At 65.9% G+C, this 22,217-nt stretch carries 15 protein-coding genes and 1 pseudogene; 7 read left to right on the forward strand and 9 right to left on the reverse strand.

Going from position 1 to position 22,217, the window contains the following annotated elements:
- Positions 1 to 2: 2 nt before the first annotated feature.
- Both ACUVWL_RS02485 and ACUVWL_RS02490 read right to left on the reverse strand, forming a co-directional pair.
- Complete coding sequence (locus ACUVWL_RS02485; protein WP_005414115.1) at positions 3 to 776, reverse strand: C40 family peptidase; 774 nt, start codon at positions 774 to 776, stop codon at positions 3 to 5.
- 131 nt (positions 777 to 907) lie between these two features.
- Positions 908 to 1,447 carry a C40 family peptidase gene (locus ACUVWL_RS02490; RefSeq protein WP_026347086.1) on the reverse strand — a complete coding sequence of 180 codons (540 nt, stop codon included), beginning with the start codon at positions 1,445 to 1,447 and terminating at the stop codon, positions 908 to 910.
- A 111-nt stretch (positions 1,448 to 1,558) separates the two neighbouring features.
- On the opposite strand from ACUVWL_RS02490, the gene ACUVWL_RS02495 reads away from it, so the two are divergent.
- The 7 genes and pseudogenes from ACUVWL_RS02495 (at position 1,559) to ACUVWL_RS02525 (ending at position 7,108) form a co-directional block, all read left to right on the forward strand.
- The gene (locus tag ACUVWL_RS02495) at positions 1,559 to 2,041 is read left to right on the forward strand and encodes an FKBP-type peptidyl-prolyl cis-trans isomerase (protein WP_014647924.1); all 483 of its coding nucleotides are present in this window, start codon (positions 1,559 to 1,561) and stop codon (positions 2,039 to 2,041) included.
- 99 nt (positions 2,042 to 2,140) lie between these two features.
- On the forward strand, positions 2,141 to 3,385 hold the full coding sequence (locus ACUVWL_RS02500) for a DUF418 domain-containing protein (RefSeq protein ID WP_041863671.1): 1,245 nt from the start codon (positions 2,141 to 2,143) through the stop codon (positions 3,383 to 3,385).
- A gap of 35 nt (positions 3,386 to 3,420) precedes the next feature.
- Positions 3,421 to 3,555: pseudogene (locus tag ACUVWL_RS02505) on the forward strand (amino acid dehydrogenase); the annotation flags it as partial.
- A 14-nt stretch (positions 3,556 to 3,569) separates the two neighbouring features.
- Positions 3,570 to 4,928, forward strand: a complete 1,359-nt coding sequence (gorA, locus tag ACUVWL_RS02510; protein WP_049442360.1) for a glutathione-disulfide reductase — start codon at positions 3,570 to 3,572, stop codon at positions 4,926 to 4,928.
- A 159-nt stretch (positions 4,929 to 5,087) separates the two neighbouring features.
- Positions 5,088 to 6,008, forward strand: coding sequence for a DMT family transporter (locus tag ACUVWL_RS02515; protein WP_014647921.1), 921 nt, complete (start codon positions 5,088 to 5,090; stop codon positions 6,006 to 6,008).
- Entirely contained in the window at positions 5,915 to 6,343 is a 429-nt protein-coding gene (locus ACUVWL_RS02520) for an MGMT family protein (protein WP_414615635.1), read from the forward strand. The genes ACUVWL_RS02515 and ACUVWL_RS02520 overlap by 94 nt, the downstream gene beginning before the upstream one ends.
- Positions 6,344 to 6,436: 93 nt before the next feature.
- Positions 6,437 to 7,108 carry a rhomboid family intramembrane serine protease gene (locus ACUVWL_RS02525; protein ID WP_126411223.1) on the forward strand — a complete coding sequence of 224 codons (672 nt, stop codon included), beginning with the start codon at positions 6,437 to 6,439 and terminating at the stop codon, positions 7,106 to 7,108.
- Positions 7,109 to 7,158: 50 nt separating this feature from the next.
- Here ACUVWL_RS02525 and ACUVWL_RS02530 read toward each other — a convergent pair whose 3' ends face one another.
- The 7 genes from ACUVWL_RS02530 to ACUVWL_RS02560 all read right to left on the reverse strand — a co-directional run bounded on the left by ACUVWL_RS02530 (position 7,159) and on the right by ACUVWL_RS02560 (position 22,211).
- A complete protein-coding gene (locus tag ACUVWL_RS02530) occupies positions 7,159 to 8,742 on the reverse strand; it encodes a phytoene desaturase family protein (RefSeq protein ID WP_288496721.1) in 1,584 nt (527 codons plus the stop codon).
- 76 nt (positions 8,743 to 8,818) lie between these two features.
- Positions 8,819 to 9,313, reverse strand: a complete 495-nt coding sequence (locus ACUVWL_RS02535) for a VOC family protein (protein WP_445978787.1) — start codon at positions 9,311 to 9,313, stop codon at positions 8,819 to 8,821.
- Positions 9,314 to 9,436: 123 nt separating this feature from the next.
- On the reverse strand, positions 9,437 to 11,443 hold the full coding sequence (locus tag ACUVWL_RS02540; RefSeq protein ID WP_445978788.1) for a M13 family metallopeptidase: 2,007 nt from the start codon (positions 11,441 to 11,443) through the stop codon (positions 9,437 to 9,439).
- A gap of 215 nt (positions 11,444 to 11,658) precedes the next feature.
- Positions 11,659 to 13,761: a M13 family metallopeptidase gene (locus tag ACUVWL_RS02545; RefSeq protein WP_032957470.1), complete on the reverse strand. Its 2,103-nt coding sequence runs from the start codon at positions 13,759 to 13,761 to the stop codon at positions 11,659 to 11,661.
- Positions 13,762 to 13,933: 172 nt separating this feature from the next.
- Positions 13,934 to 15,961 (reverse strand): alpha/beta hydrolase family protein, encoded by a 2,028-nt coding sequence (locus ACUVWL_RS02550; protein ID WP_445978789.1) that lies wholly within the window; start codon positions 15,959 to 15,961, stop codon positions 13,934 to 13,936.
- A 94-nt stretch (positions 15,962 to 16,055) separates the two neighbouring features.
- Positions 16,056 to 19,034 (reverse strand): TonB-dependent receptor plug domain-containing protein, encoded by a 2,979-nt coding sequence (locus tag ACUVWL_RS02555; protein WP_014647913.1) that lies wholly within the window; start codon positions 19,032 to 19,034, stop codon positions 16,056 to 16,058.
- Positions 19,035 to 19,421: 387 nt separating this feature from the next.
- Positions 19,422 to 22,211, reverse strand: coding sequence for a TonB-dependent receptor plug domain-containing protein (locus ACUVWL_RS02560; RefSeq protein WP_014647912.1), 2,790 nt, complete (start codon positions 22,209 to 22,211; stop codon positions 19,422 to 19,424).
- Positions 22,212 to 22,217 lie beyond the last annotated feature (6 nt).

The following is a 22,217-nucleotide window of genomic DNA, read 5'->3' on the forward strand; positions in this document are numbered from 1 at the left end:
GGTCAGAGGTCGACCCGGCGGGCCTGCATGAACTTGTTGCCCCAGTAGCCACTGAGCAGGGTGTCCACGCGGACGTCCTTGCCCGAGCTCGGCGCATGCAGGAAACGGCCATCGCCGACGTAGATGCCGACGTGGTCGACGCGGCCCTTGCGGCCGAAGAACACCAGATCACCCGCGGCCAGCGCGGTGCGGTCGTTGATCAGTTCGGCATTGTCATCGTGGGCCATCTCGCGCGAGACGCGCGGAAGTTCGATGCCCAGGGCCGAACGGAACACATAACCGACCAGGCCGCTGCAGTCGAAACCGCTGTCCGGGTTGCTGCCACCCCAACGGTACGGGGTGCCCAGCAGGGTCATCGCGCGGCGCAGCAGCGACTGCACCTTGCCGTTGTCGGCGGCGGTGCCGACGACGCTGCCATTGGCGGCGCTGCTGGTGTCGTAGTTGGCGAGCAGGCGGCTGAGGTCGCCGGCCACCACGGCCGAGCGGTCCATCAGCGGAATGGTGTCGTTGGCGGCCAGGTGCGGCAGCAGGGCGGCCAGCGTGGCACTGGCGGCGGCATCGACGCGGCTGCGCTGCGGAGCGGCAGCCTCGGCCTTGGCGGCCGGTCGGGCGGTGCTCTCGGCCACCGGGGCCGGGGTCACATCGGAACGGTTCGGAGCAGTCTGCGACCAGGCCGGAAGGCTGGTCAGACACAGTGCCAGGCCAAGCAACAGCGGGCGGGCACTACGTGAAGATACGGAAGTCTGGCCTTCGCTTTTCAGGTCGTCAGTCGTCACGCGTCGGTCACAGGAAAAAAACGATGGGGCATCATGCCCTGTAAAAGCGCGGATAAGTTAAAAATTCCGTTAGTAATTCGTTAGTTGCACAGTGATGTTCGTCACAGTTTTGAATATATCGCCTGTTCATTTTAGCGAAGGACGCGTTTCGCCCCTGTGTAGTGGTCCTTCCAGTAGGGACCGCTGAGCGAGTCCAGGCGCACGGTGCCGCCGGTGCTCGGCGCATGCACGAAACGCCCTTCACCTACATAAATACCGACGTGGGTGACGCTGCCGCGGCTGCCGAAGAACACCAGGTCGCCGGTGGCCAGGCGCTGCGGGTCGATCTTCGGGCCCTGCACCGCCGCCAGGTCGCGGGAGGTGCGCGGCAGCCGCAGGTCCAGCATCTCGCGATAGACATAAGCGACCAAGCCGCTGCAGTCGAAGCCCGAATCCGGGGTGTTGCCGCCATAGCGGTAGGGCGTGCCGACCAGGCTGATGGCGCGCATCAGCACCGAGTTGGCAGCCTCGGGGTTGTCCGGCACGGTCTTTGGCCAGTTCGCCGTGGGCGGGGGCGGGGCCGGGCGGGTGGCCTTGCCACCGCCACAGGCGGTCATCAACAGGGGCAGGGCCAGCAGCAGGGCCGGGGCGAGAAACCGGCGCTGGCCGGACGAAACTGGCGTGATGTGCATGATCTCCGGATAATGCGCCACCTTGGATTGGCCGTCATGATGGCGGCGTCCCCGCCGGGCGACAACCCGCCCCAACCCGCCTGCCTCCGGCAGATCCAGACAGAGTTGCGCATGAAGATCGAAAAAGACCGCGTTGTCCGCTTCCACTACACCGTTTCCGAAGTCGGCCAGGAGCCGATCGAATCGTCCAAGGACCGCGGCGAGCCGCTGGCGATCCTGATCGGTCACGGCAACATCATCCCGGGCCTGGAAAACGCCATGATGGACAAGGAAGCCGGCGCGACCTTCAACGTCGACGTCAAGGCGGCCGATGCCTACGGCGAGCGTCGTGAGGGCCTGTCCCAGCGCGTGCCGAAGAAGCACTTCGGCAATACCAAGCTGGCGCCGGGCCAGCAGGTCGTGCTGCAGACCAACTTCGGCCCGCGTGCGGTGACCGTGCAGAAGGTCGGCATGAGCGTCGTCGACGTTGACCTGAACCATCCGATGGCTGGCAAGGACCTGCACTTCGACGTCGAAATCGTCGACGTGCGCGAAGCCGGCAAGGAAGAGCTGGACCACGGCCACGTCCACGGCGACGGCGGTCACCAGCACTGATCGCAGCGCGATCGTGATGGCAGCAATGGCCCGCTTCGGCGGGCCGTTGCGTTTCTGGAACACGCCGCGGCCATCCATGGTGCACGGGCCGGCGGCATAATGGCGGACCTGCCTGACGGACGCCCCGTGAACGCCGCTTCTCCTTCCCTGCAGCCGGTGGCTTCCGGCGAACGCATCGCCGTGCTGGACGTGCTGCGTGGTGCTGCGCTGCTGGGCATCCTGCTGATGAACATCGAGGCTTTCAGCGGCCCGCTGGACCTGGCCTTCACCGGCATTGACGTGCACTGGCGGGGCATCGATTACTGGGCCGACGCCTTCGTCTATGTGTTCGTGCAGGGCAAGTTCTTCACCCTGTTCTCGCTGCTGTTCGGTGCCGGCTTTGCGGTGATGGCACAACGCGCCGAGGTGGCCGGGCGCGACTTCACCCCGTTCTACCTGCGCCGCAGCGCCGGCCTGCTGCTGATCGGCCTGTGCCATGCACTGCTGGTCTGGTCCGGCGACATCCTGGTGATGTATGCGCTGGTATCGTTGCCCTTGCTGGCCTGCCGCGAGGCGCCGCGCAGCTGGCTGCCGTGGATGGGCGTGATCGTCTACCTCGGCGGTGTAGCGATGATGCTGCTGGTGGGTGCGATGGTGTCGATGGCGTCGGCCGAAGAGGTGCAGGGCATGCTTGCCGAGGCGCAGCAGAGCATCGACCTGCAGCGGCAGGTGTACGGGCAGGGCAGCTGGGCGCAGGCCACTGTGCAGCGCCTGAGCGAGTTCGGCACCTCGATGGGCGCGTTGCTGATCAGCGGCCCGGAAGTGCTGGGCATGTTCCTGCTCGGCAGCTGGTTCGCCGGCAGTGGCGCGCTGGCGACGCCGGAGCGCTTCCCGCGGCTGTACGCGTCGCTGCGCTGGATCGCACTGCCGCTGGGGCTGCTGGTCACGCTGCTGGGGGTTGCCTGGAAACCCTACCTTGCACCCGGCGCCTACAACCTGCCGGTGACCGCGGCGATGGCCCTGGTCACGGTTGGCGGGCTGCCGATGTGCCTGGGCTACCTGGCGTGGATCGTGCACTGGCGCACGCGGCTGGCGTGGCTGGCGCCGGTGGGGCGCATGGCGTTGACCCACTATCTTGGCCAGTCGCTGCTGTGTACCTGGACCTTCTACCACTACGGCCTGGGCAGGTTCGAGATGATGCCGCGCAGCGTGCAGCTGCTGTTCGCGCTGCTGTTGTTTGCCGTGCAGGTGGCTGTTTCGCACGCGTGGCTGGCGCGCTTCCGCTTTGGTCCGATGGAATGGCTGTGGCGTGCAATGACCTACCGGCAGTGGCCACCGATGCGGCGCAGGACGAAGCAGGGGTGAGCGATGAGCGCGCACGCGCTGTGCTGATCGGCCGCGCGCCCGCGCATCCTCACGTCTGGCCTGCAGCGGGGCATGGCATGCTCGGCGTCAGCATGAGCGCCGGCATCGGCCAGCGGATCGCCGATCTCGTCTGCGGCCACACGCCAGCGATCGATCCTGCCCCTTACTGACCCGAGCGATTCCGATGAGCACTGCATCCTATGATTACGACCTGATCGTCCTTGGCGGCGGCTCCGCCGGCCTGGCCGGTGCGATCCGCGCCGCGCAGCATGGCAAGCGCGTGGCGATGCTGGAACCCGGCGAACTGGGCGGAACCTGTGTCAATGTCGGCTGCGTGCCGAAGAAGGCGATGTGGCTGGCGGCCGACCTGCACGAGCGCATCGGCCTGGCCAATGCGATGGGCTTCGATGTCGAGGCACGCCCGGCGCTGTCGTGGAAGGAACTGGTGATCCATCGCCAGGCCTACATCAGCAACATCCACACCAGCTACCACAAGCGCCTGGACGAAACCGGCGTGGTGCGCATTCCGGCACGTGGCCATCTGCTTGATGCGCACACCGTGGCCTGCAGTGATGGCGTGCACTACAGCGCCGAACACATCCTGATCGCCACTGGCGCGCATCCACTGCGTCCGGATATTCCCGGCGCGGAGCTGGGCCTGGTCTCCGACGATTTCTTCGACCTGCGTGCGGCGCCGGCCGAGGTGGCGATCATCGGTGGTGGTTACATCGCGGTGGAGCTGGCTGGCCTGCTGCAGGCGCTCGGCAGCCGCGTGAGCCTGCTGGTGCGCGGCAAGCGCCTGCTGGAGCGCTTCGATTACGAGCTGACCGATCAGCTGGCCGAGAACCTGAAACAGCAGGGCGTGCGGATCCATTTCGACTATCGCCTGCGCGAACTGCAGCGCGATGGCGAGCGCGTGCGGGCGTTCGGCCATGACGGCCCGATCGACAGTGTGTTCGATGCGGTGTTCTTCGCTGCCGGCCGCCGCGGCAACAGCCGTGGCCTGGGTCTGGAAGCGCTCGGCATCGACATCGGCGAGCACGATCAGGTGCAGGTGGACGAGTGGCAGACCACCCGCGTGCCGAGCGTGCACGCGGTCGGTGACATCGCCGGCAAGGTCGGCCTGACCCCGGTGGCGGTGGCCGCTTCGCGGCGGCTGATGGACCGCCTGTTCGGGGGGCGCCCGCAGTCCAAAATGGATTACGAGAACGTGGCCAGCGTGGTGTTCTCGCATCCGCCGCTGGGCGCGGTGGGCATGAGCGAGGAAGAAGCGCGCCGGCGTTTCGACCAGGTGAGCGTCTACCACAGCCGCTTCCGCCCGATGCTGCAGGCGCTGGCCAATGGTACCCAGCGCAGCCTGTTCAAGATGGTCTGTGCCGGCCCGGAAGAACGCGTGGTAGGCATCCACCTGCTGGGCGAAGCGGCCGACGAGATCCTGCAGGGCTTTGCGGTGGCGGTGAAGATGGGCGCGACCAAGGCCCAGTTCGACGACACCGTGGCGATCCACCCGACCTCGGCCGAAGAAGTGGTGCTGATGCGCTGAGCCGGGATGTTGTGGGGCCGAGCCCTGCTCGGCAGCCTTTCGCACCGGCCTGGCGACGCCGAGCGCGGGCTCGGCTCTACAGGGCAGCGGGCGCCCCCATGCGACAATGAGCGACCCCACGCCTTGCCGGGCCGCTCTGCGCGGCCCGCCGTCGTCCTGATGTCCACTCCCGCTTCCCGCATTGCCACTGCTTCCCCACGCATTGCGCTGGGCGGCATCGGCCTGGCCGCGATCGGCGCCATCGCCGCGTCGGGCAAGGCGATCATCGTCAAGCTCGGCCTGCGCCACGGCGTCGATGCCACCACGCTGCTCGCCCTGCGCATGCTGATGGCGCTGCCCCTGTTCGCGTTGATGGCAGCGTGGGCCGCGCGCCGGGCCGAGCCGTTGTCCTGGGCCGACCGTGCCCGCGTGCTGTGGCTGGGCTTCACCGGCTACTACCTGTCCAGCCTGCTCGACTTCCAGGGACTGCAGTACATCAGCGTGACCCTGGAGCGGCTGATCCTGTACTTGAACCCGACCCTGGTACTGCTGATCAACGTGCTGCTGGCGCGCCAGCGGCCGGGCCGCTGGCAGATCGGTGCGCTGGTGCTGAGCTACCTCGGCGTGCTGCTGGCCTTCGGCCACGATTTGCAGCGCGAGGGTGGGCAGATCATCGTCGGCAGCCTGCTGGTGCTGGGCAGTGCCCTCAGCTATGCGCTGTACCTGTTCGGCAGTGGGCAGGTGGTCGCGCGCATCGGTGCGGTGCGGCTGACCGCCTATGCCAGTTGCGTGGCCAGCGTGCTGGTGCTGCTGCATTTCGCGGTGACCCATCCGCTGCCGCTGCTGTGGCAGGCACCGGCGCCGGTGCAGTGGCTGTCGTTGGTCAATGCCACCGTGTGCACGGTGCTGCCGGTGCTGGCGATCATGCTGGCGGTGCAGCGCGTGGGTTCGTCGCTGGCCGCGCAGGTCGGTATGCTGGGCCCTGTTTCCACCATCGTGATGAGCCTATGGCTGCTCGACGAACCGATGGGGCCGGCGCAGATCGCCGGCACCGTGCTGGTGCTGATCGGCGTTCTGCTGGTGACCCGCCTGCGGCGCTGACGCCGGAGCAGGCGCGTGCGAGCATCCTGGCGGTGATCCGCGCAATCCCGGCGGGGCAGGTGATGGGCTACGGCCAGGTGGCGATGCGCGCGGGCCTGCCCGGGCGTGCACGCCTGACCGCACGCATCCTGGGCCAGAACGACGACCCGGACCTGCCTTGGCACCGCGTGCTGCGCTCGGACGGGCGCATTGCCATGGAAGAAGGGTCGGCCGGCTGGCGCGAGCAGTCACAACGGTTGCGCGCCGAGGGTGTGCGGGTGGAGAACGGCCGGGTGCGGATGCCGGCGACCGATCCGGCGGCGGCGCTGGACGCAGCGGTGTGGGGCCCGGGCTGAGCACCGCTGGCGACTGAACAGGCCGGACCTGCGGGTCGCCAACAAGACACGATGCTGCGGCTATGATGGAGGCCGTTCCATGCCGGTGCTCCCATGTTCCCGCGACTGCCAACCGTCACCAAGGCCCTGCTGATCGCCAACGCGATCCTGTTCCTGCTGCAGCAGCCGTTCCTGCTCGGCATGCAGACCTTCGAGCCGTTCATGCTGCAACCGTTGCAGCAGGGCTTCGACGCGTTCTCGCCGGGTGGCAACTTCCAGCCTTGGCAGCTGCTGACCTACGGTTTCCTGCATGGCAGCTTCGGCCATCTGTTCTTCAACATGCTGGCGGTCTTCATGTTCGGCGCGCCGCTGGAGCAGACCTGGGGCGAGAAGCGCTTCCTGCTGTACTACCTGGTGTGCGTGGCCGGTGCCGGTGTCTGCCAGCTGCTGGTGGGTACGCTGCTGGAAAACCCTGCCACGGTGCTGGGCGCCTCCGGCGGCGTGTTCGGCCTGCTGCTGGCCTACGGCATGCTGTTCCCGAACCAGCGGGTGATGCTGCTGTTCCCGCCGATCCCGATGAAGGCGCGCACTTTCGTGATCCTGTTCGGTGTGGGCGAGCTGGTGCTGGGCATGACCGGCTGGCAGCCGGGCGTGGCCCACTTCGCGCACCTCGGCGGCATGCTGTTCGGCTGGTTGCTGATCCGCTACTGGCGCGGGCAGCCGCCGTTCAGGCGCCGCCCGCCCGGCCCACCGAAGCGCCCGAACCATCTGCGCAGCGTCAAATGATCCGAAGGATCATTTGACGCTGCAGGTGCCGACCGTTGGTCGGCACGCCTCTACAGATCCTGCAACACCACCTGCGCCGCGTTGTGCCCCGGTGCACCGGTGACGCCGCCGCCGGGGTGTGTGCCCGAACCGCACAGGTACAGCCCGGGCAGGGCGCCACGATAGCCGGCCTGGCCGACCATCGGCCGTGCCGAGAACAGCTGGTTGGCGCTCAGTGCGCCGTGGAAGATGTCGCCGCCGACCAGGCCGAAGGTGCGTTCCAGATCCAGCGGCGACAGCACCTGCCGACCGAGCACGCTGGCGGTGAAGCCGGGCGCATGCTGTTCGACGGTGGCGATCATCAGGTCGGCCACGGTCTCCCGGTGATCGTCCCAATGGCGGCCTTCAGGCAACACCGGCGCCACATGCTGGCAGAACAGGCTGGCCACGTGCTGCCCGGGCGGCGCCAGCGAATCGTCCAGCGTGCTCGGAATCAGCATTTCCACGATCGGTTCGCGCGCCCAACCGTCGCGGCGCGCATCCAGCCAGGCGCGGTCCATGTAATCCAGGCTGGGTGCCATGATGATGCCGGCGCTGAGGTGATCGCCGGGCCCGGGCAGGGCGCGGAACTCCGGCAGCCGCGACAGCGCCACGTTCATCCGGAACGTGCCGGAACCGCAGCGCCAGTTCGCCATGCGTTCGCGTGTCGCGTTGGGTACCTGTGCCGGTTCCAGCAATTGTTCGTACAGCAGTTTCGGATTGACGTTGGCGACCACCGTGCGTGCGCGCAGGATCTCGCCGTTGGCCAGTTCGACGCCCACCGCGCGGCCCTGTTCGATTCGCACGCGCTGCACGCCGGCCTCCACGCGCAGTTCCGCTCCGGCCTCGCGTGCCGAGGCTGCAATCGCCTGGCTGATCGCGCCCATGCCGCCGATCGCATGGCCCCACGCACCCTTCACGCCATTGCACTGGCCGAATACGTGGTGCAGCAGTACGTAGGCACTGCCCGGTGTATAGGGGCTTGCGTAGTTGCCGACGATGCCATCGAAGCCGAACAGCGCCTTGATCGGTTCGCTTTCGAACCAGCGATCCAGATACTCGGCTGCCGACAGCGTGAACAGGTCCAGCAGCTCCTGCCGCAGCGAGGCATCCAGCGTGGCCAGTTCACGACCAAGACGACCCATCTGCCACAGCGCAGGCAACGCGCGCCAACCACCCGCAACGCCGGCATCCGGTGGCGCGCGCAGGGCCCACGCGCGCAGCACATCGGCGAAGATCTCCAGGCGCGCTTCGTATTCGGGAAGCCGCTGCGCATCCCGCTCGGAGAACTTCGCGACCTCTGCCTGGGTGCGGCCCGGTGCCGACAGCAGATAACGACCATCCTCCATCGGCAGGAAGTTGTTGACCGGGCGATTGATGATGCGCAGCCCATGCGCATGCAGTTGCAGGTCGTCGATCACCTTGGGCTGCAGCAGGGACACCGTGTACGACGCCACCGAGTTGCGGAAGCCGGGATGGAATTCCTCGGTGACTGCGGCACCGCCGAGAACGCCACGACGTTCCAGCACCAGCACCTTCTTTCCAGCGCGCGCCAGATAGGCCGCGCAGACCAGGCCGTTGTGGCCGCCACCAACGACGATCGCATCCCAGGACATCAACACCTCGCAAAAAGGGGACGGAGGGGATTAAGTCGCAATCTGCATCTGCACACGGGGCATGGGGAGAAACGACTTAATCCCCTCCGTCCCCTTTTTTGATTGCCGCTTCGATGGTGGCGATGTCGATCTTCTTCATCGGCATCATCGCGTTGAAGGCGCGCTTGGCCAATGCCTTGTCCTTGCTGGTCACGGCTTCGATCAACATGCGCGGGCTGATCTGCCAGGAGATGCCCCAGCGATCCTTGCACCAGCCGCATTGGCTCTCCTGTCCGCCATTGCCGACGATCGCATCCCAGAGGCGGTCGGTCTCGGCCTGGTCGTCGGTCTGGATCTGGAACGAGAACGCTTCGCTGTGCTTGAACGCAGGTCCGCCGTTGAGGCCGACGCAGGGAATGCCGCAGACCGTGAACTCGACCGTCAGCACGTTGCCTTCCTTGCCATCCGGAAAGTCGCCGGGGGCGCGATGCACGGCGATCACCGCGCTGTCGGGCAGGATGCTGGCGTAGAAGGTGGCGGCCTCGAGCGCGCCGTTGTCGTACCAGAGGCAGATCGTGTTCTTGTGTGCCATGTCGGGGCTCCGCGATGGACGAAGCCGCAGCGATAGCACGCGCGGTGTTAACCCGGGATCGTGCTGCACCCGCAAAAAAGGGCGCCCGAAGGCGCCCCCTGTACTACGGGTAGTGCGCGTGGCTCAGCGCCAGACCTTGATCTGGTCGGCTTCGCTGCGCTGCATCGGCTGGCCGGCCTTGCAGCTGAAGGTGGCACCGAATGCCGGCAGGTTGGCCAGCGTGCCGTTGCTGCGCCACAGGCCCGGCGCGCGGATGTCGGCGGTCAGGCGGCGCACGGCCTCGTTCGGCGACAGCTGCTGTGCCCACAACGCCGACCAGGCGCGGAAGAAGCCCTGCTGCTGTGCCGGCTTGGCCTTCGGCTCCTGCGCGGTATAGGCCGCCCAGGCCAGTTCCAGACCGGCGATGTCGGCCAGGTTCTCTTCCTGGGTGAGCGTGCCGTTGACCTTGGCACCCTTCACGCCCGGGAAATCGTAGGCGCTGTACTGCGCGGCCACGCGGTTGCCAAGCAGGGTCCAGGCGGTCTTGTCGGCCGGGGTCCACCAGCTGCGCAGTTCGCCCTTGGCGTCGACCAGTGCACCCTTGGCGTCGATCGCACGGGTCAGCTCATGGCCGACCAGGCCACCGAAGCTGCCGAACTTGTCGGCGGCGTCGGCCTTGGCATTGAACACCGGGCCCTGCAGGATCGCCGCGGTAACGATCAGGCGGTTCTGTGCCAGGTCGTAGGCCAGCGACGGCTGCTGCGGCAGCACGTCCCAGCGGCGGTCGGCGTTGCCCTTGCCGATGCGCTTCATTTCCTCGCGGTGGCGCCAGGTCGACGCGATCAGCATGTTGCCGCCGAACGAACCGCGGCCCATCGGCTGCACGCTGTAGTCGAGGTCGCGCAACGGGGTGCCGATCTCGATCTTCAGCGCAGCCAGCTTGGCCTGCGCTTCGGTCTTGGCTTCGGCGCTCATCCAGCTGTTGTTCTTGACCGCCTCGATCTGCACTTCGCGCAGCTTGTCGACGATCCACGCCGCCTGGCGACGGTCTTCGGCCGACAGGTAACGGGCCGCATATTCGCGGCCGACCATCGGGCCGGCGGCCACGTTGATCGCCTCCAGCACGTCTTCCCAGCGTTGCGGCGGCAGCGTTTCGCCACGCAGCACGCGGCCACGGAATTCAAACTCCGCGTCGCGGTAGGCCTTGGACAGGTACGGTGCCATCGAGTCGCCCACGCGCCAGCGCAGGTAGGCCTTCCACTGGTCCGGCTTGAGCTTGGTGACCATGCCATCGAGCTGCTTGAACAGGCCCGGGTCGGCCAGCGAGACCAGGTCGTCGTCCACGCCCTGTGCCTTCAGGAACGCGTCCAGCTGCAGGTTGCGGTAACGGCTGTTGAGCTCCTTGGTGGAGATCGGCGCGTAGTTGTTGAACGGGTTGTTGATGCCGGCCAGCGATTGCGCATTGCGCGCCAGCTCGGTCTCCAGCGTGATCACCGACTGCGATTCGGCATCGAGCCTGGCCGCCGGGGTGCCGGTCAGCGCCAGGATCTGCTTGACGTAGTTGCGGTAGCGCCCCATCAGCGCCACGGTATCGGCGTCGGTGCGGGTATAGAACGCCGGGTCCGGCAGGCCCATGCCGCCCTGCATGAAGTAACCGATGTGGCGGTCCAGTGCCTTCAGGTCGACGTCCGGGCCGAAGTTGAAGGCCACCGGGATGCCCACCTGGTGCAGCGCGGCGATCGAGGCCGGCACATCCTTGGCCTTCTTGATGGCGTTGATGCGGGTCAGCAGCGGCGCGATCGGGTTGGAGCCGTCCGCTTCCACGGCGGCTTCGTCCAGGCCGCTGGCCCAGAAGTCGCCCAGCAGCTTCTGCACGTTGCCCTGCGGCGACTTCATCGCTGCGTCGAGCAGTTCACGCTGCTGCTGGCGGCTGCGCTCGACCAGCTGGCCGAGCGCGGTGGTGGCACCGGTCTGCGGCACCGGGTTGGCCTTCAGCCAGCCTGCATTGGTGGCGTCGTAGAAGTCGCTGCACTGGGCGCTGACGGCCGGGGCGCGCGCGGCCTTCTTCTTGGCGGCGAACGCATCGTGGGTCGGGACCAGGGTCGCCAGGCTGATGCCCAGGGCGATGGCAAGCGGACGGAAATTGGGCATGTGGAACGAATCCGTGATGGATTGAGGGCGCGCGCACTATAGCAAGCTGTGCATGGGCGCGGCATGCACGCGTCACGGTGGCGCCGCTGGGCCGTGCGCCGACCAGGGTCGGCATCTACCAACGGCCTGAGCCATGCGTGGATGACGGGCGCTGTGAAAAACAAAGGCCCGGGATTCCCGGGCCTTTGCAGGTCTGCCGCAGCGTCAGCCGTGGCTTACCAGATCACCACCTGCTGCTCGCCGGTGCGGGCCATCGGCGAACCGGCCTTGCACTGGAACGCGGCAGCGAAGGTCGGCAGGTTCGACGGCGCACCCATGGCACGGAACTGCGCCGGGGCGTGCGGGTCGGTGGCCAGGCGGACCTTGGCGTTTTCCGGGGTGTACTTGGTGCGCCACACGGTGGCCCAGTTGAAGAAGAAGCGCTGGTCGCGGGTGAAGCCGTCGACCTTCGCATCTTCCTTGCCGGCGGTGGCCTTCTGCAGGGCGTCGTAGGCGGTGGCCAGGCCGCCCAGGTCGGCGATGTTCTCGCCCAGGGTCAGGTGGCCGTTCACTGCCTGGCCGTCGACCTTGTACTGGTCGAACTGCTTGACCAGCTTGCCGGTGAGGCCTTCGAAGTTCTTCTTGTCGGCCGGGGTCCACCAGTCTTCCATGTTGCCGGTCGGCCCGAAGCGTGCGCCCTGGTCGTCGTAACCGTGGGTCATCTCATGGCCGATCACCGCACCGATGCCGCCGTAGTTCAGCGCGTCGTCGGCCTTCGGATCGAAGAACGGCGGCTGCAGGATGGCGGCCGGGAACACGATCTCGTTCTGCAGCGGGTTGTAGTAGGCGTTGACGGTCTGCGGGGTCATGCCCCACTCGGTCTTGTCCACCGGCTTGCCGATCTTGGACAGGTTGAACTTGTAGTTGAACTCGTTGGCCGCGCGCACGTTGCCCAGGTAGCTGTCGCGCTGGGTCTGCAGGCCCGACCAGTCGCGCCACTTGTCCGGGTAACCGATCTTCGGGGTGAAGGTTTCCCACTTGGCGATGGCCTTGGCCTTGGTTTCCTCGCTCATCCAGCTCAGGCCCTGGATGCGGTCCTTCAGCGAGGCGGCCAGGTTCTTCACCAGTTCTTCCATCTTCGCCTTGGCTTCCGGCGAGAAGGCAACCTTCACGTACAGCTGGCCGAAGGCTTCACCGGCATCGTTTTCGATGGTGCCCAGCACACGCTTCCAGCGCGGCTTCTGCTCCTTCTGGCCGTTGAGGGTCTTGCCGTAGAACTCGTAGTTCTCCTGCACGAAGGCATCGGCCAGGTACGGCGAGGCGCTGTCCACGGTGTGGAAGCGCAGGTAGGCGCGCCACACCGACGGATCGGTGTCGGCCAGCGACTTGCTCACTTCCTCATGGAAGGCCGGCATGGCCAGCGAGAACTTCTCCGGCGCGGCCACGCCCTGCGACTTGAAGAACTCGGTCCAGCTGAAGTTCGGGGTCAGCTTGTCGGCGTCGGCCAGGGTGACCGGGTTGTAGTACAGCTCGACGTTGCGCGACAGCTCCACGCGCGACTTGGAGGCCTTGGCCAGGCGGGTTTCGAACTTGACCACGTCCTCGGCCTGCTTGGCTGCATCGGCCGCGGCCACGCCGGACAGCTCCAGCACCTTGGCGACATGCGCCTGATAGGCCTTCAGCTTGTCGGCGTTCTTGGCATCGGTGTAGTAGGTGGTATCCGGCAGGCCCAGGCCGCCCTGGCTGGCATAGGCCATGTTCACCCCGGAGTTCTTGAAGTCGGCTTCAGCGCCGAAGCCGAACAGGAGGTTGTCACCCTTGGCGGCGCTGGTGCGCAGGTAGTTGGCGATGGCCGCCTTGTCCTGCAGGCCGTCGATCGCAGCCAGGTCGGCCTTCAGCGGCTCGATGCCCTGGGCGTTGATCTTGGCTTCGTCCATGCCGGTGGCCCACAGGTCGCCGACGATCTTCTCGATGTGGTTCGGGTTCTTGACCTGCGCAACCTGTTCGGCCAGCTGGTGCTGCACGGCCACCGAACGTTCGTCGAGGATGGTGAACGCGCCCCAGCTGGTGCGGTCGCCCGGGATTTCATTGGCGGCCAGCCACTTGCTGTTGACGTAGTCGCCGAAGGCGGTGCACGCGTCCTTGGTGGTGTCCAGGTCGCTCGGCTGGAAGGCGTTGTAGGCCGGCAGCTTGCTGTCGTCCAGCTTGTAGGTGGTGGCTTCGGCGGTGGCCGGGGCGGGGGTCGCGGCATCCTTGGCCGGGGTTTCGTTCTTGCCGCAGCCGGCCAGCACGGCCGACACGGCCAGGCTGAGCAGGACGATCTTGGGAGTGCGCGTCATCACTATTCTTGGCCTCCAGGCCGAGTGAGTCAGGGAGAAGCCGCAGGTACGGCCGTGGGCCGAACGATACGCCGCCGGCCTGGCCTGCAAGGGTGTCGAAGGTCATGTCCGGGCGCAAGGGCCAGAACGTGCAAGGGCGCCCCGTGGGCGCCCTTGCAGGAAGCGGTGCGGCTTACAGGCCGCCGCCGCCGCAGCCCTTGCCCAGGTAGTCGTTGATCAGCCTGAGCTGGTCACCCATGATCGCGCGGGTCCAGGCGGGACCATGCGCGTAGTCGGCGATGGCGTGGAACTCGACCGGCTGCCCCGAACCCCTGGCCTTGTTCACGAACCACTCCGACTGCTCGATCGGCACCGTGCGGTCGCGGTCACCGTGGTAGACCATCAATGGAATCTTCATTTCACCGGCCTTGTCGACCGGGTTGAGGCCGGCCACGGTCGGCGCCTGGGCCTGGCGGAAGAACGGGTTGGTATAGAAGCGCGACCAGATCTTCTTGATGTCCGAAACGCCGGCACCGGCGATGGCGCACTTGTACAGGCCATTGGGACGCACCGAAGCCGCGAACGCCGAGTAGCCGCCATAGGAGAAGCCGAACATGGCGATGTGGCCGGGCTGGGCGATCTTCTGGTCGATCATCCACTGCGCGCCATCGTCCTTGTCGTCCTGCATCTTCTGGCCCCATTCGGCATCACCGGCCATCCACAGCTTGCGGCCCCAGTCGGCCGAGCCGCGGAACTGCGGGCGCAGGACCGCCATGCAGCGTGATGCCATCAGCGGTACCCACATCGAGCCGTCGAAGTCCATGCCATCGCGCGCCCACGGGCCGCCGTGCGGATGCACCACGGCTTTCCACGGGCCGGCACCGCACAGCTCGGTGCTGGGCGTGGTCAGGAATGCCGGAATGTCCAGCCCGTCGCGTGCCTTGTAGTAGACCAGCCGGGTGGTGCCCAGCGCGGCTGGCTGGATCTGCGGATAGGTCTTGGCCAGCAGGGTCAGCTTGCCGTCGTGCAGCAGGTGATACTCGGGCGGGTTGGAAGGGCCGGAGGTAGCCACCAGCACATTGGAAAGATCGGCGGTGTAGTCGACGATGCGGTAGCTCAGGCCTGTATCGTAGTTGGCGGTGTAGCGCTGGCCGTTCGCGGTATCGACCATCGCCAGCGGCTCCTGGCGGATGCCAAGCGCCTGGCGCAGCCCCTGGTCCAGGGCCTTCATGCGCGGAGAGGTCCACTGGATGTCGTCGCCGCGCGGACCGGCGTAGCCGATTCCCATGATCTCGCCGAAGGGTACCGCACCGCTCCGGTGGCGGTTGATCAGCATCGAGCCGGCGTTGAACAGTTTGTGCTCGAACAGCACTTCCTTCTGCTTGCGGGCCGTGATGTCGTACTCGTAGACGATTGATTTGTCGCGGCCGACATTGCTGAGTACGAACGCGATGTTCGGATCATCGGCAAAGCCGATCACCTGGTTGACGTCGCGGTTCTTCACGTAGGAGCGGAAATGCTCCTCCCAGGCACCGTTGGCAGGCGAGCGGAACTCGGTGGCGACGTAGGCGCCGGTACCGTCGACGTCCTGCCGCAGGCGTGCCCGCAGTTCACTGTCCAGGTCGGTGATATAGCCCGCCACGCGCTCTTCGGTCTTCTGGATGCGCTGGGAGGTGAAGTTGCGCAGGTCGACCTTGTAGACGTCACCGGAACTGCTGCCCGAACCGTTGACCACCAGGATGTGGTCGGGATCGTTGGGCAGGGTGTCGAGCACCGTGGCGTTGGCCAGTGCCTGCTCGAGCTCTTCATTGCGACTGGAGGCGCGCGGCGGCGTGATCGGCTCCTTCCACTGCTTGCCTTCGATGTCGGTGATGAAGAACTTGCTGACGAAGGTCTTGGTCACCCGGTCGGCGCGCAGGTCGTAGGGTTGCCACAGCACGACGGCCAGCTGTCCGTTCTTGATGAACGACACGCTCTGGAACTTCATGCGGTTGGCGCCGATCACCGTGGGTGGCTTGTCCAGTGCATCGGTCCGCCAAACCACGATCACGCGCTCCTCGCCATCGGCGCGAAGGCCGGCGATGTGTTTTCCGTCTGGTGACAACGACAGGCTGGAGATGGCCGGGAAGGCGGCCATCTGTTCGATGGTGGGCGCCACAGGCTTGGCGTGCAGCAACGGTGAAAGGCTGGCCAGGGCCGCCAGCAGCAGGGCTCGCTTCATTGCAACCTCGGAATGCGTTGGCACCGGCCTGCGGAGAATCCGGTGCCTGAAATGGAACCGCCGCCCCGAAGGGCGGCGGTTGCAGGGAGCAGGATCAGAACGAACGCGTGATGTTCAGGAAGTAGCTGCGACCGAAGTAGTCGAAGCCGCTGTACAGCAGCGCGTTGCCGACGGTGCTGTAGACACCCTGGGAGATGGTCGGCGGCTTGCGGTCGGCGAAGTTGCGCACGCCACCGGTGACCGACCACTTGTCCGCTTCATACTTCACCGAGATGGCCTGCAGGAAGTAGTTCGGGGTGTACAGCTTGTACGCCGAGGTGGCCGGATCGAAGTCACCCGGGTTGCGCTCCTCGTAGTACGCGTAGCTGTCCATCTTGTCGATCCAGTCCAGGCCGTAACGCACCTGCCAGTTCTTCCACTTGTAGCTCAGGTCCAGCGAGGCGGTGTTTTCCGGACGCGACAGCATGCCGTTGTAGTCCACCAGCGGATCGTCGGAGAAGACCTTGCTGGCCTGTTCCAGGTAGTGGGTGAACTGCAGCGTGGTGCGCAGGGTGCCCGGGCCGATTTCGCGGACATAGCGGGTGGTGAAGTCCAGGCCACGGACCTTGTCGGTGGACAGGTTGATGAAGCCGTTGGTCACCACCAGTTGGTTGTTGACCGGGTTGCGGGCCACCAGGCGGCACAGACCCGAACCGGAGGAGAAGTCGGCACTGCCGCTGTCGTAGCAGCGCGACAGGATGTTCGCACCGCCCGCGCTGTCGACGCCGTTCTTCACTTCGATGTCGAAGTAGTCGGCGGCGAAGGACAGGTCACCGAAGCCGCTGCCGAATTCCGGCTGGATCACCACGCCCAGGGTCTTGGCCTTGGAGGTTTCGGCTTCCAGGCCGGCCTCGGCACCACCCTGGGTGACCACGGTCACGCCCTGGGTGGCCAGGTAGTCCGGTGCCAGGCCCAGCGATGCGCAGTTCTGGTAACGCGGCGAGCTCGGGTTGCGATCACCATACTCGTTGCAGGGGTCGGCACTGCTGCTCAGGAAGCCGGTGGTGCCGCCCAGGAACTGTTCGAACAGCGCCGGTGCGCGGTAGGAGGTGCCGTACGACGCACGGAACGACAGCCACTTCACCGGGGTCCACAGCGCGCCGATCTTGTAGGTCTCATCCGAGCCGTAGGACTTGTAGTCGGTGTAGCGGCCGGACAGGTTGACCGTCAGTTCCTCGGCAGCGGTGACGCCGGACAGCAGCGGCAGTTCCAGTTCGCCGTAGGCTTCGAACACCGAGTCCGAACCGCGGGTCGGAGTGGCGTTGGTCAGGTTGTACAGGTCGGCATTGATCGAGTACGGCGACGGGGTGTCGTCGATGCGTGCCTTGCGGTACTCGACGCCGAATGCACCACCGGCCGAACCGTACGGCATGTCGAACAGCGGGCCGTTGACGTTGAAGTTGACCGTCGTTTCCTTGTACAGCGTGTTGCCGGTGACCGGCACGAACACCCAGTCCTTCCAGTCCTGCGGCAGCTTGCCACCGATGGTGTTGGTGTTCAGCGCCGGCGCGGCGATGCAGCCGTTGGAACCGTCCCGGCAGACATAGCCACCGGCACCGTTGGAGACCACGTCCAGGCTCTGGCGCAGGCGGCTGGTCAGGAAGCTCTCGAAGGTGTAGTCGGCGTCGCTGCGCGAGTGCATGACGTTGAAGTCATAGTTCCACTCCGAGCTCAGGTGGCCACGCAGGCCGGCATTGAAGCGCAGGAAGTCGACGTTCTGCTTGTTGGTGTCGTTGCCGAAACCGATGAACGCACGCACGCCCAGGTTCTTGCCGCTGGTCTGGTCGGTCGGAGCACCGGCAACGCTGTCACGCAGGTTGGCCGGGATCAGCGGGCTGCCCACGGCATAGTCCAGGGTCAGCTGGCGATAGCCGGTCTGGGTCGACTTGCGCTTGTTGCCCAGGAACTCGTAGTACAGCTCGGCATCGCCCAGTGCGTTGAGGTCGAAGCCACCCTGCAGGTACAGGGTGTGGGTCTTGGTCGGCGAGATCAGCGACTGGTTGCGCATGGCCGGATCGAAGGTGTCGCGGGTGTTCAGGTCCACGCCTTCGTAGCCCACCAGGCCGGTGGTGATGGCCGCATTCGGGCGCCAGCGGTTGAAGCGGGTGCCGGCGCCGCCCGGGGCCGCAACACCGGTACGGGTGTTGGTGCCGATGGTGTTCAGCGTGGTGCCGCCGGCATCGAGCGACCAGCACTTCGGCTTGCCGGTCAGCGGGTCGATGAAGTCGCCGCTGCCCCAATAGTCGCCCGCGTCGATGTCGCGGTACATGTCGGTCGGGCAGCCACCGGCCCAGCTGCGGTCGGCCAGGGTCAGCTCGTTGCGGGTGTAGTACTCATAGGAGCCGGAGAAGTGCGAGCGCTCGCCGGTGGCACCGAACATGATGGAGTAACGGCGCTCTTCACCGCCGCCGCCATCGGTGGCGTTGTGCTGTGCTTCGAAGCTGACGCCATCGACCTTCTTCTTGGTGATGATGTTGATTACGCCGGCAACGGCGTCGGAGCCGTAGATCGAGGACGCACCGTCCTTCAGGATTTCGACGCGGTCGACGATCGAGTTCGGCAGCACGTTCAGGTCGGTCGAGCCCACCGAGCCGCGGGTACCGGCCGGCGACACGCGGCGGCCATTGAGCAGGATCAGGGTGCGGGTCGGGCCGAGGCCGCGCAGGCCCAGGGTGTTGGCGCCCGGGCCACCGTCGGTGACGTAGCCGCCATAGGCGTTGTTGATCTGCGCCGCACCGGCGGTGACCGCGGTGCTCTGCAGGGCCGCCGTGGTCGAGTTGAAGCCGGCCAGGGTGGTTTCTTCACGGGTGACGACCTGCACCGGCGAGACCGAGTTGAACACGTCGCGGCTGATGCGCGAGCCGGTGACGGTCACCGTATCCAGATTGGTGGCCTTGGACTTGGATGCCTCTTCGGTGGTCTGCGTCGAGCCCGAGGCGTCCTGTGCGATCGCCGGGGCAGCCGCAGCGAGCAGCACGGCGGAGGCGAGGGCGAAGCTCAGCGGGTGCTTGCTGAGCGACTTGCGATTGATCATCTGAAATCCCCTTGAATCGAATGATTGCGTCGTACACCGGGACAGGTCCTTGTCGGCGTCTCCGTGTGCCCCTTGCCCGGGGTCGGCAGCGTGCTGCCACCCGGCGCTGGTACCGGCTTCACGTGCCGATGACCCGAGATTAACACGACATTAACCGAGCCTGTCAAACGTTCACGAGGGAGTCATGAAGCTGTGGGTGATGGGCGCGCCTTGCAGTGACAGGAGCGCCCATTTCTCCTTCATCTCATTGATATGTATTGATTTGTTTCGGTTCATGTCAAACGTGTCTGAACCGTGAACGGGATGTGGCCGTGCTGTGCGACGGACAAAAAAAGGCCCCGCCGAAGCGGGGCCTGGTCCAGACACGCAGTCCGGAATACGACGGGATCAGAAGTCGTACTTGACCTGGGCCGAGATCTGACGGCCGTAGACGCTGTAGAAGCCGTCGTTGAACGGGGTCGATTCGTTGCCCGGGTAGTTGTAGCGCTGGCCTTCCGGCAGCTTGTTGAACACGTTGTTGACCATCAGCGACAGGGTCAGATCGTCCTGCGCCTGGTAGTTCAGGCTCATGTTGTAGGTGGTGTACGAGCCCCACTTGCCGGCCTTGGCGCCGGAGGAGTGGACGTAGTCATAGCTGCGGCCGGTGTAGGCCAGGTAGTTCGGGGTGCTGCCGACGTAGTTGGCGTACAGGGTGGTGGTGAACTTGGAGATGGCCCAGCCCACCGACACATCGCCGCGCACCTTGGCGAAGTTGTCGTAGTACCACATGTTGTACGGATCGCTCAGCAGATCCAGCTTCTGTGCGCCCGGCAGCGGCACCACTTCACGCTTCAGCATGTTGGTGTAGTTGCCCGAGAACATCAGCGAACCGAAGCGGCCCAGGTCCTGCTGGTACTTGGCGCCGACGGTCACCGCTTCCAGGTTCTGGCTGGCCACGTTGAGCTTCGGGGTGTACACGCGGGCCAGGTTGCCACCGGCGTCGCGGGACACCCAGTCGGTCACGTTCTGGCAGCTGGCCGAGGTGTTGTTCGGCAGGCCGTTGCGGCACTGGTACTCGGCCAGCAGCAGCTGGTCGGTGCTCAGGGTCTTGACCTCGTTCTTGATCTTCCAGTTGTAGTAGTCGACCGACAGCGAGAAGTTGCTCACCGGGGCCCACACCACGCCCGCGCTCCACACGTCGGCGGTGATCGGCTTCAGGTCCGGGTTGCCGGACTTTTCGCTGTACACCGAGGTGGTCTTGTAGAACGAGCAGGCTTCGTCACGCAGCGCGTAGCCCATCTGGCTGCAGCGGTAGTAGTCGTTCTGGCCGGAGGCGAACGAGCCGCTCATGCCCTGGAAGGCATCGGACAGGGTCGGCGCACGGAATGCGGTGCCGTACTTGCCGCGCAGCAGCAGGCTCTCAACCGGGCGGTATTCCAGGCCGATGCTGTAGGTGGCCTTGTCAACGGTCTTGTCGGCGATCTTGAAGGCGTCGTAGCGGCCCGAGGCGCTGATGGTCAGCGACTCGAACACCGGCATGCGCAGTTCGCTGGTCACCGCGTAGTTGCTGCGGTGGCCGGCACCGGCCACGGCGGTGGCGCCCCAGGCGTTACCATCGACGAAGGCCTGGTCGGGCGAGTAATCCCAACCTTCGCTGCCACCTTCCAGCACCACGGCCAGGCCGGCGTCGCCGCCCGGCAGGGAGAACAGCGACCCGTTGGTCACCTGCACGCGACCCAGGTTCTGCCAGGTCTTGCTGCGGTGGGTGCCATAGCCGGTGAAGCTGGCGAACTGGTCCGGGGTGATCGGCGAGTAGAACGCAGCGTAGTCCGGGTTGTAGATGCCGAAGCCATCAGCGGTGGTACCCAGGCGCGGGCCCAGCACGGTGTCGCCGAAGAAGCCTTCGATCTTGTCCTTCCAGCGCGCGAAGCGGTTCTGGTCCAGGCGGTATTCGCCGCGGGTGAAGCTGGCGCTGTAGTCCCAGTCGCCGACCATGCCCTTGCCACCCAGGGTGACCTGGTAGGAACGGCTCTCATCGGAGTTCAGGATGTTGTTGTAGTGGCCCGGGCCGATTTCTTCCGGTGCGAAGGCGCGCTGCAGGTTCACGACCTTGCCCAGGCCCTGGTCGTAGAAGCCGCCCATCACCGACTTGGTGCCCCACCACAGGGCGCTGGAGCCGGAGGTGAACTCGGTCTTTTCCTTGCTGTACAGCACATCGGCGAACAGCTGGAAGTTGTCGTTCACGTCGAAGGTCATCGACGAGTAGAACTGGCCGCTGTTCTTGCCGTTCTTCAGGGTCTTGTAGCCGGCGCTGTACACCGAGCCGCACGATTCGCCCGATGCACGCTTGCCGACGGTGGTGGTGCCGTCGTACAGGCCTGCGACGTTGGCGCAGCGGGTCGGGTCCATCATGTACAGCTTGTTGTCGGCGTTGCCGATGACGGCAAAGTCGTTCGACGGCAGCTGTGCGGTATAGCCGACCGGGTTGTTCTGCTTGGTGATGTCACGCTGGTAGCCCCAGATCGGGCTGCCGTTTTCGATCTGCACGTTGACCAGCGCGTGGAAGCGGTCGTCGAATGCGTTGAAGCCCTTGGCGGCGCTGAAGCGGATGTTGCTGCCACCACCTTCGGTGTAGGTGCCGCCACGGATCGACATCGTGCCGCCGTCCATGCGTTCCTTCAGGATGATGTTGACCACGCCGGCGATCGCGTCCGAGCCGTACAGCGACGACTGGCCGCCCGGCAGGACCTCGATGCGCTCGACGATGTCGATCGGAATGCCGCTGATGTTGTTGAACGACTCGCTGCCGTTGTACAGCGCCGGATACGAGAGCATCGGGCGGCCGTTGATCAGGTACTTGGTGTAGCCCGGGTTCAGGCCGAACATGCCGGCGGCTTCGGCGCCCTGGGTGAACGCACCCGAGGTCTGTCCACCCTGCAGGCCGCCGGTGGTCAGCGACGACTGCTGCAGAACTTCAGCAACGCTGCTGAAGCCGCGGGTCTGGATGTCTTCGGCGGTGATGGACATCACCGGGGTCTGGGTTTCGACCTGGGTCTGCGGGATCAGCGAACCGGTGACGGTGATCTTGTCCAGGTTGGTCGCCTTGTCCTGGGCCATTGCCGGGGCGGCGGCCATCAGAGCGGACATCAGGGCGACGGCGAGCGTGTTGCGACGTGCGGTATTGCTGACGTGTTTCATGTAATT

Source organism: Stenotrophomonas muris, assembly GCF_052751275.1.

What these genes read in the sequence shown, in the direction of transcription:
- ACUVWL_RS02545 (WP_032957470.1), bottom strand. Translation starts at nt 13,761, where the DNA reads ATGACGCGCACTCCCAAGATCGTCCTGCTCAGCCTGGCCGTGTCGGCC.
- ACUVWL_RS02530 (WP_288496721.1), bottom strand. Translation starts at nt 8,742, where the DNA reads ATGTCCTGGGATGCGATCGTCGTTGGTGGCGGCCACAACGGCCTGGTC.
- ACUVWL_RS02560 (WP_014647912.1), bottom strand. Translation starts at nt 22,211, where the DNA reads ATGAAACACGTCAGCAATACCGCACGTCGCAACACGCTCGCCGTCGCC.
- ACUVWL_RS02515 (WP_014647921.1), top strand. Translation starts at nt 5,088, where the DNA reads ATGTCCACTCCCGCTTCCCGCATTGCCACTGCTTCCCCACGCATTGCG.
- ACUVWL_RS02490 (WP_026347086.1), bottom strand. Translation starts at nt 1,447, where the DNA reads ATGCACATCACGCCAGTTTCGTCCGGCCAGCGCCGGTTTCTCGCCCCG.
- ACUVWL_RS02555 (WP_014647913.1), bottom strand. Translation starts at nt 19,034, where the DNA reads ATGATCAATCGCAAGTCGCTCAGCAAGCACCCGCTGAGCTTCGCCCTC.
- gorA (WP_049442360.1), top strand. Translation starts at nt 3,570, where the DNA reads ATGAGCACTGCATCCTATGATTACGACCTGATCGTCCTTGGCGGCGGC.
- ACUVWL_RS02525 (WP_126411223.1), top strand. Translation starts at nt 6,437, where the DNA reads ATGTTCCCGCGACTGCCAACCGTCACCAAGGCCCTGCTGATCGCCAAC.
- ACUVWL_RS02535 (WP_445978787.1), bottom strand. Translation starts at nt 9,313, where the DNA reads ATGGCACACAAGAACACGATCTGCCTCTGGTACGACAACGGCGCGCTC.
- ACUVWL_RS02495 (WP_014647924.1), top strand. Translation starts at nt 1,559, where the DNA reads ATGAAGATCGAAAAAGACCGCGTTGTCCGCTTCCACTACACCGTTTCC.
- ACUVWL_RS02500 (WP_041863671.1), top strand. Translation starts at nt 2,141, where the DNA reads ATGGCGGACCTGCCTGACGGACGCCCCGTGAACGCCGCTTCTCCTTCC.
- ACUVWL_RS02520 (WP_414615635.1), top strand. Translation starts at nt 5,915, where the DNA reads ATGGCTGCTCGACGAACCGATGGGGCCGGCGCAGATCGCCGGCACCGT.
- ACUVWL_RS02540 (WP_445978788.1), bottom strand. Translation starts at nt 11,443, where the DNA reads ATGCCCAATTTCCGTCCGCTTGCCATCGCCCTGGGCATCAGCCTGGCG.
- ACUVWL_RS02550 (WP_445978789.1), bottom strand. Translation starts at nt 15,961, where the DNA reads ATGAAGCGAGCCCTGCTGCTGGCGGCCCTGGCCAGCCTTTCACCGTTG.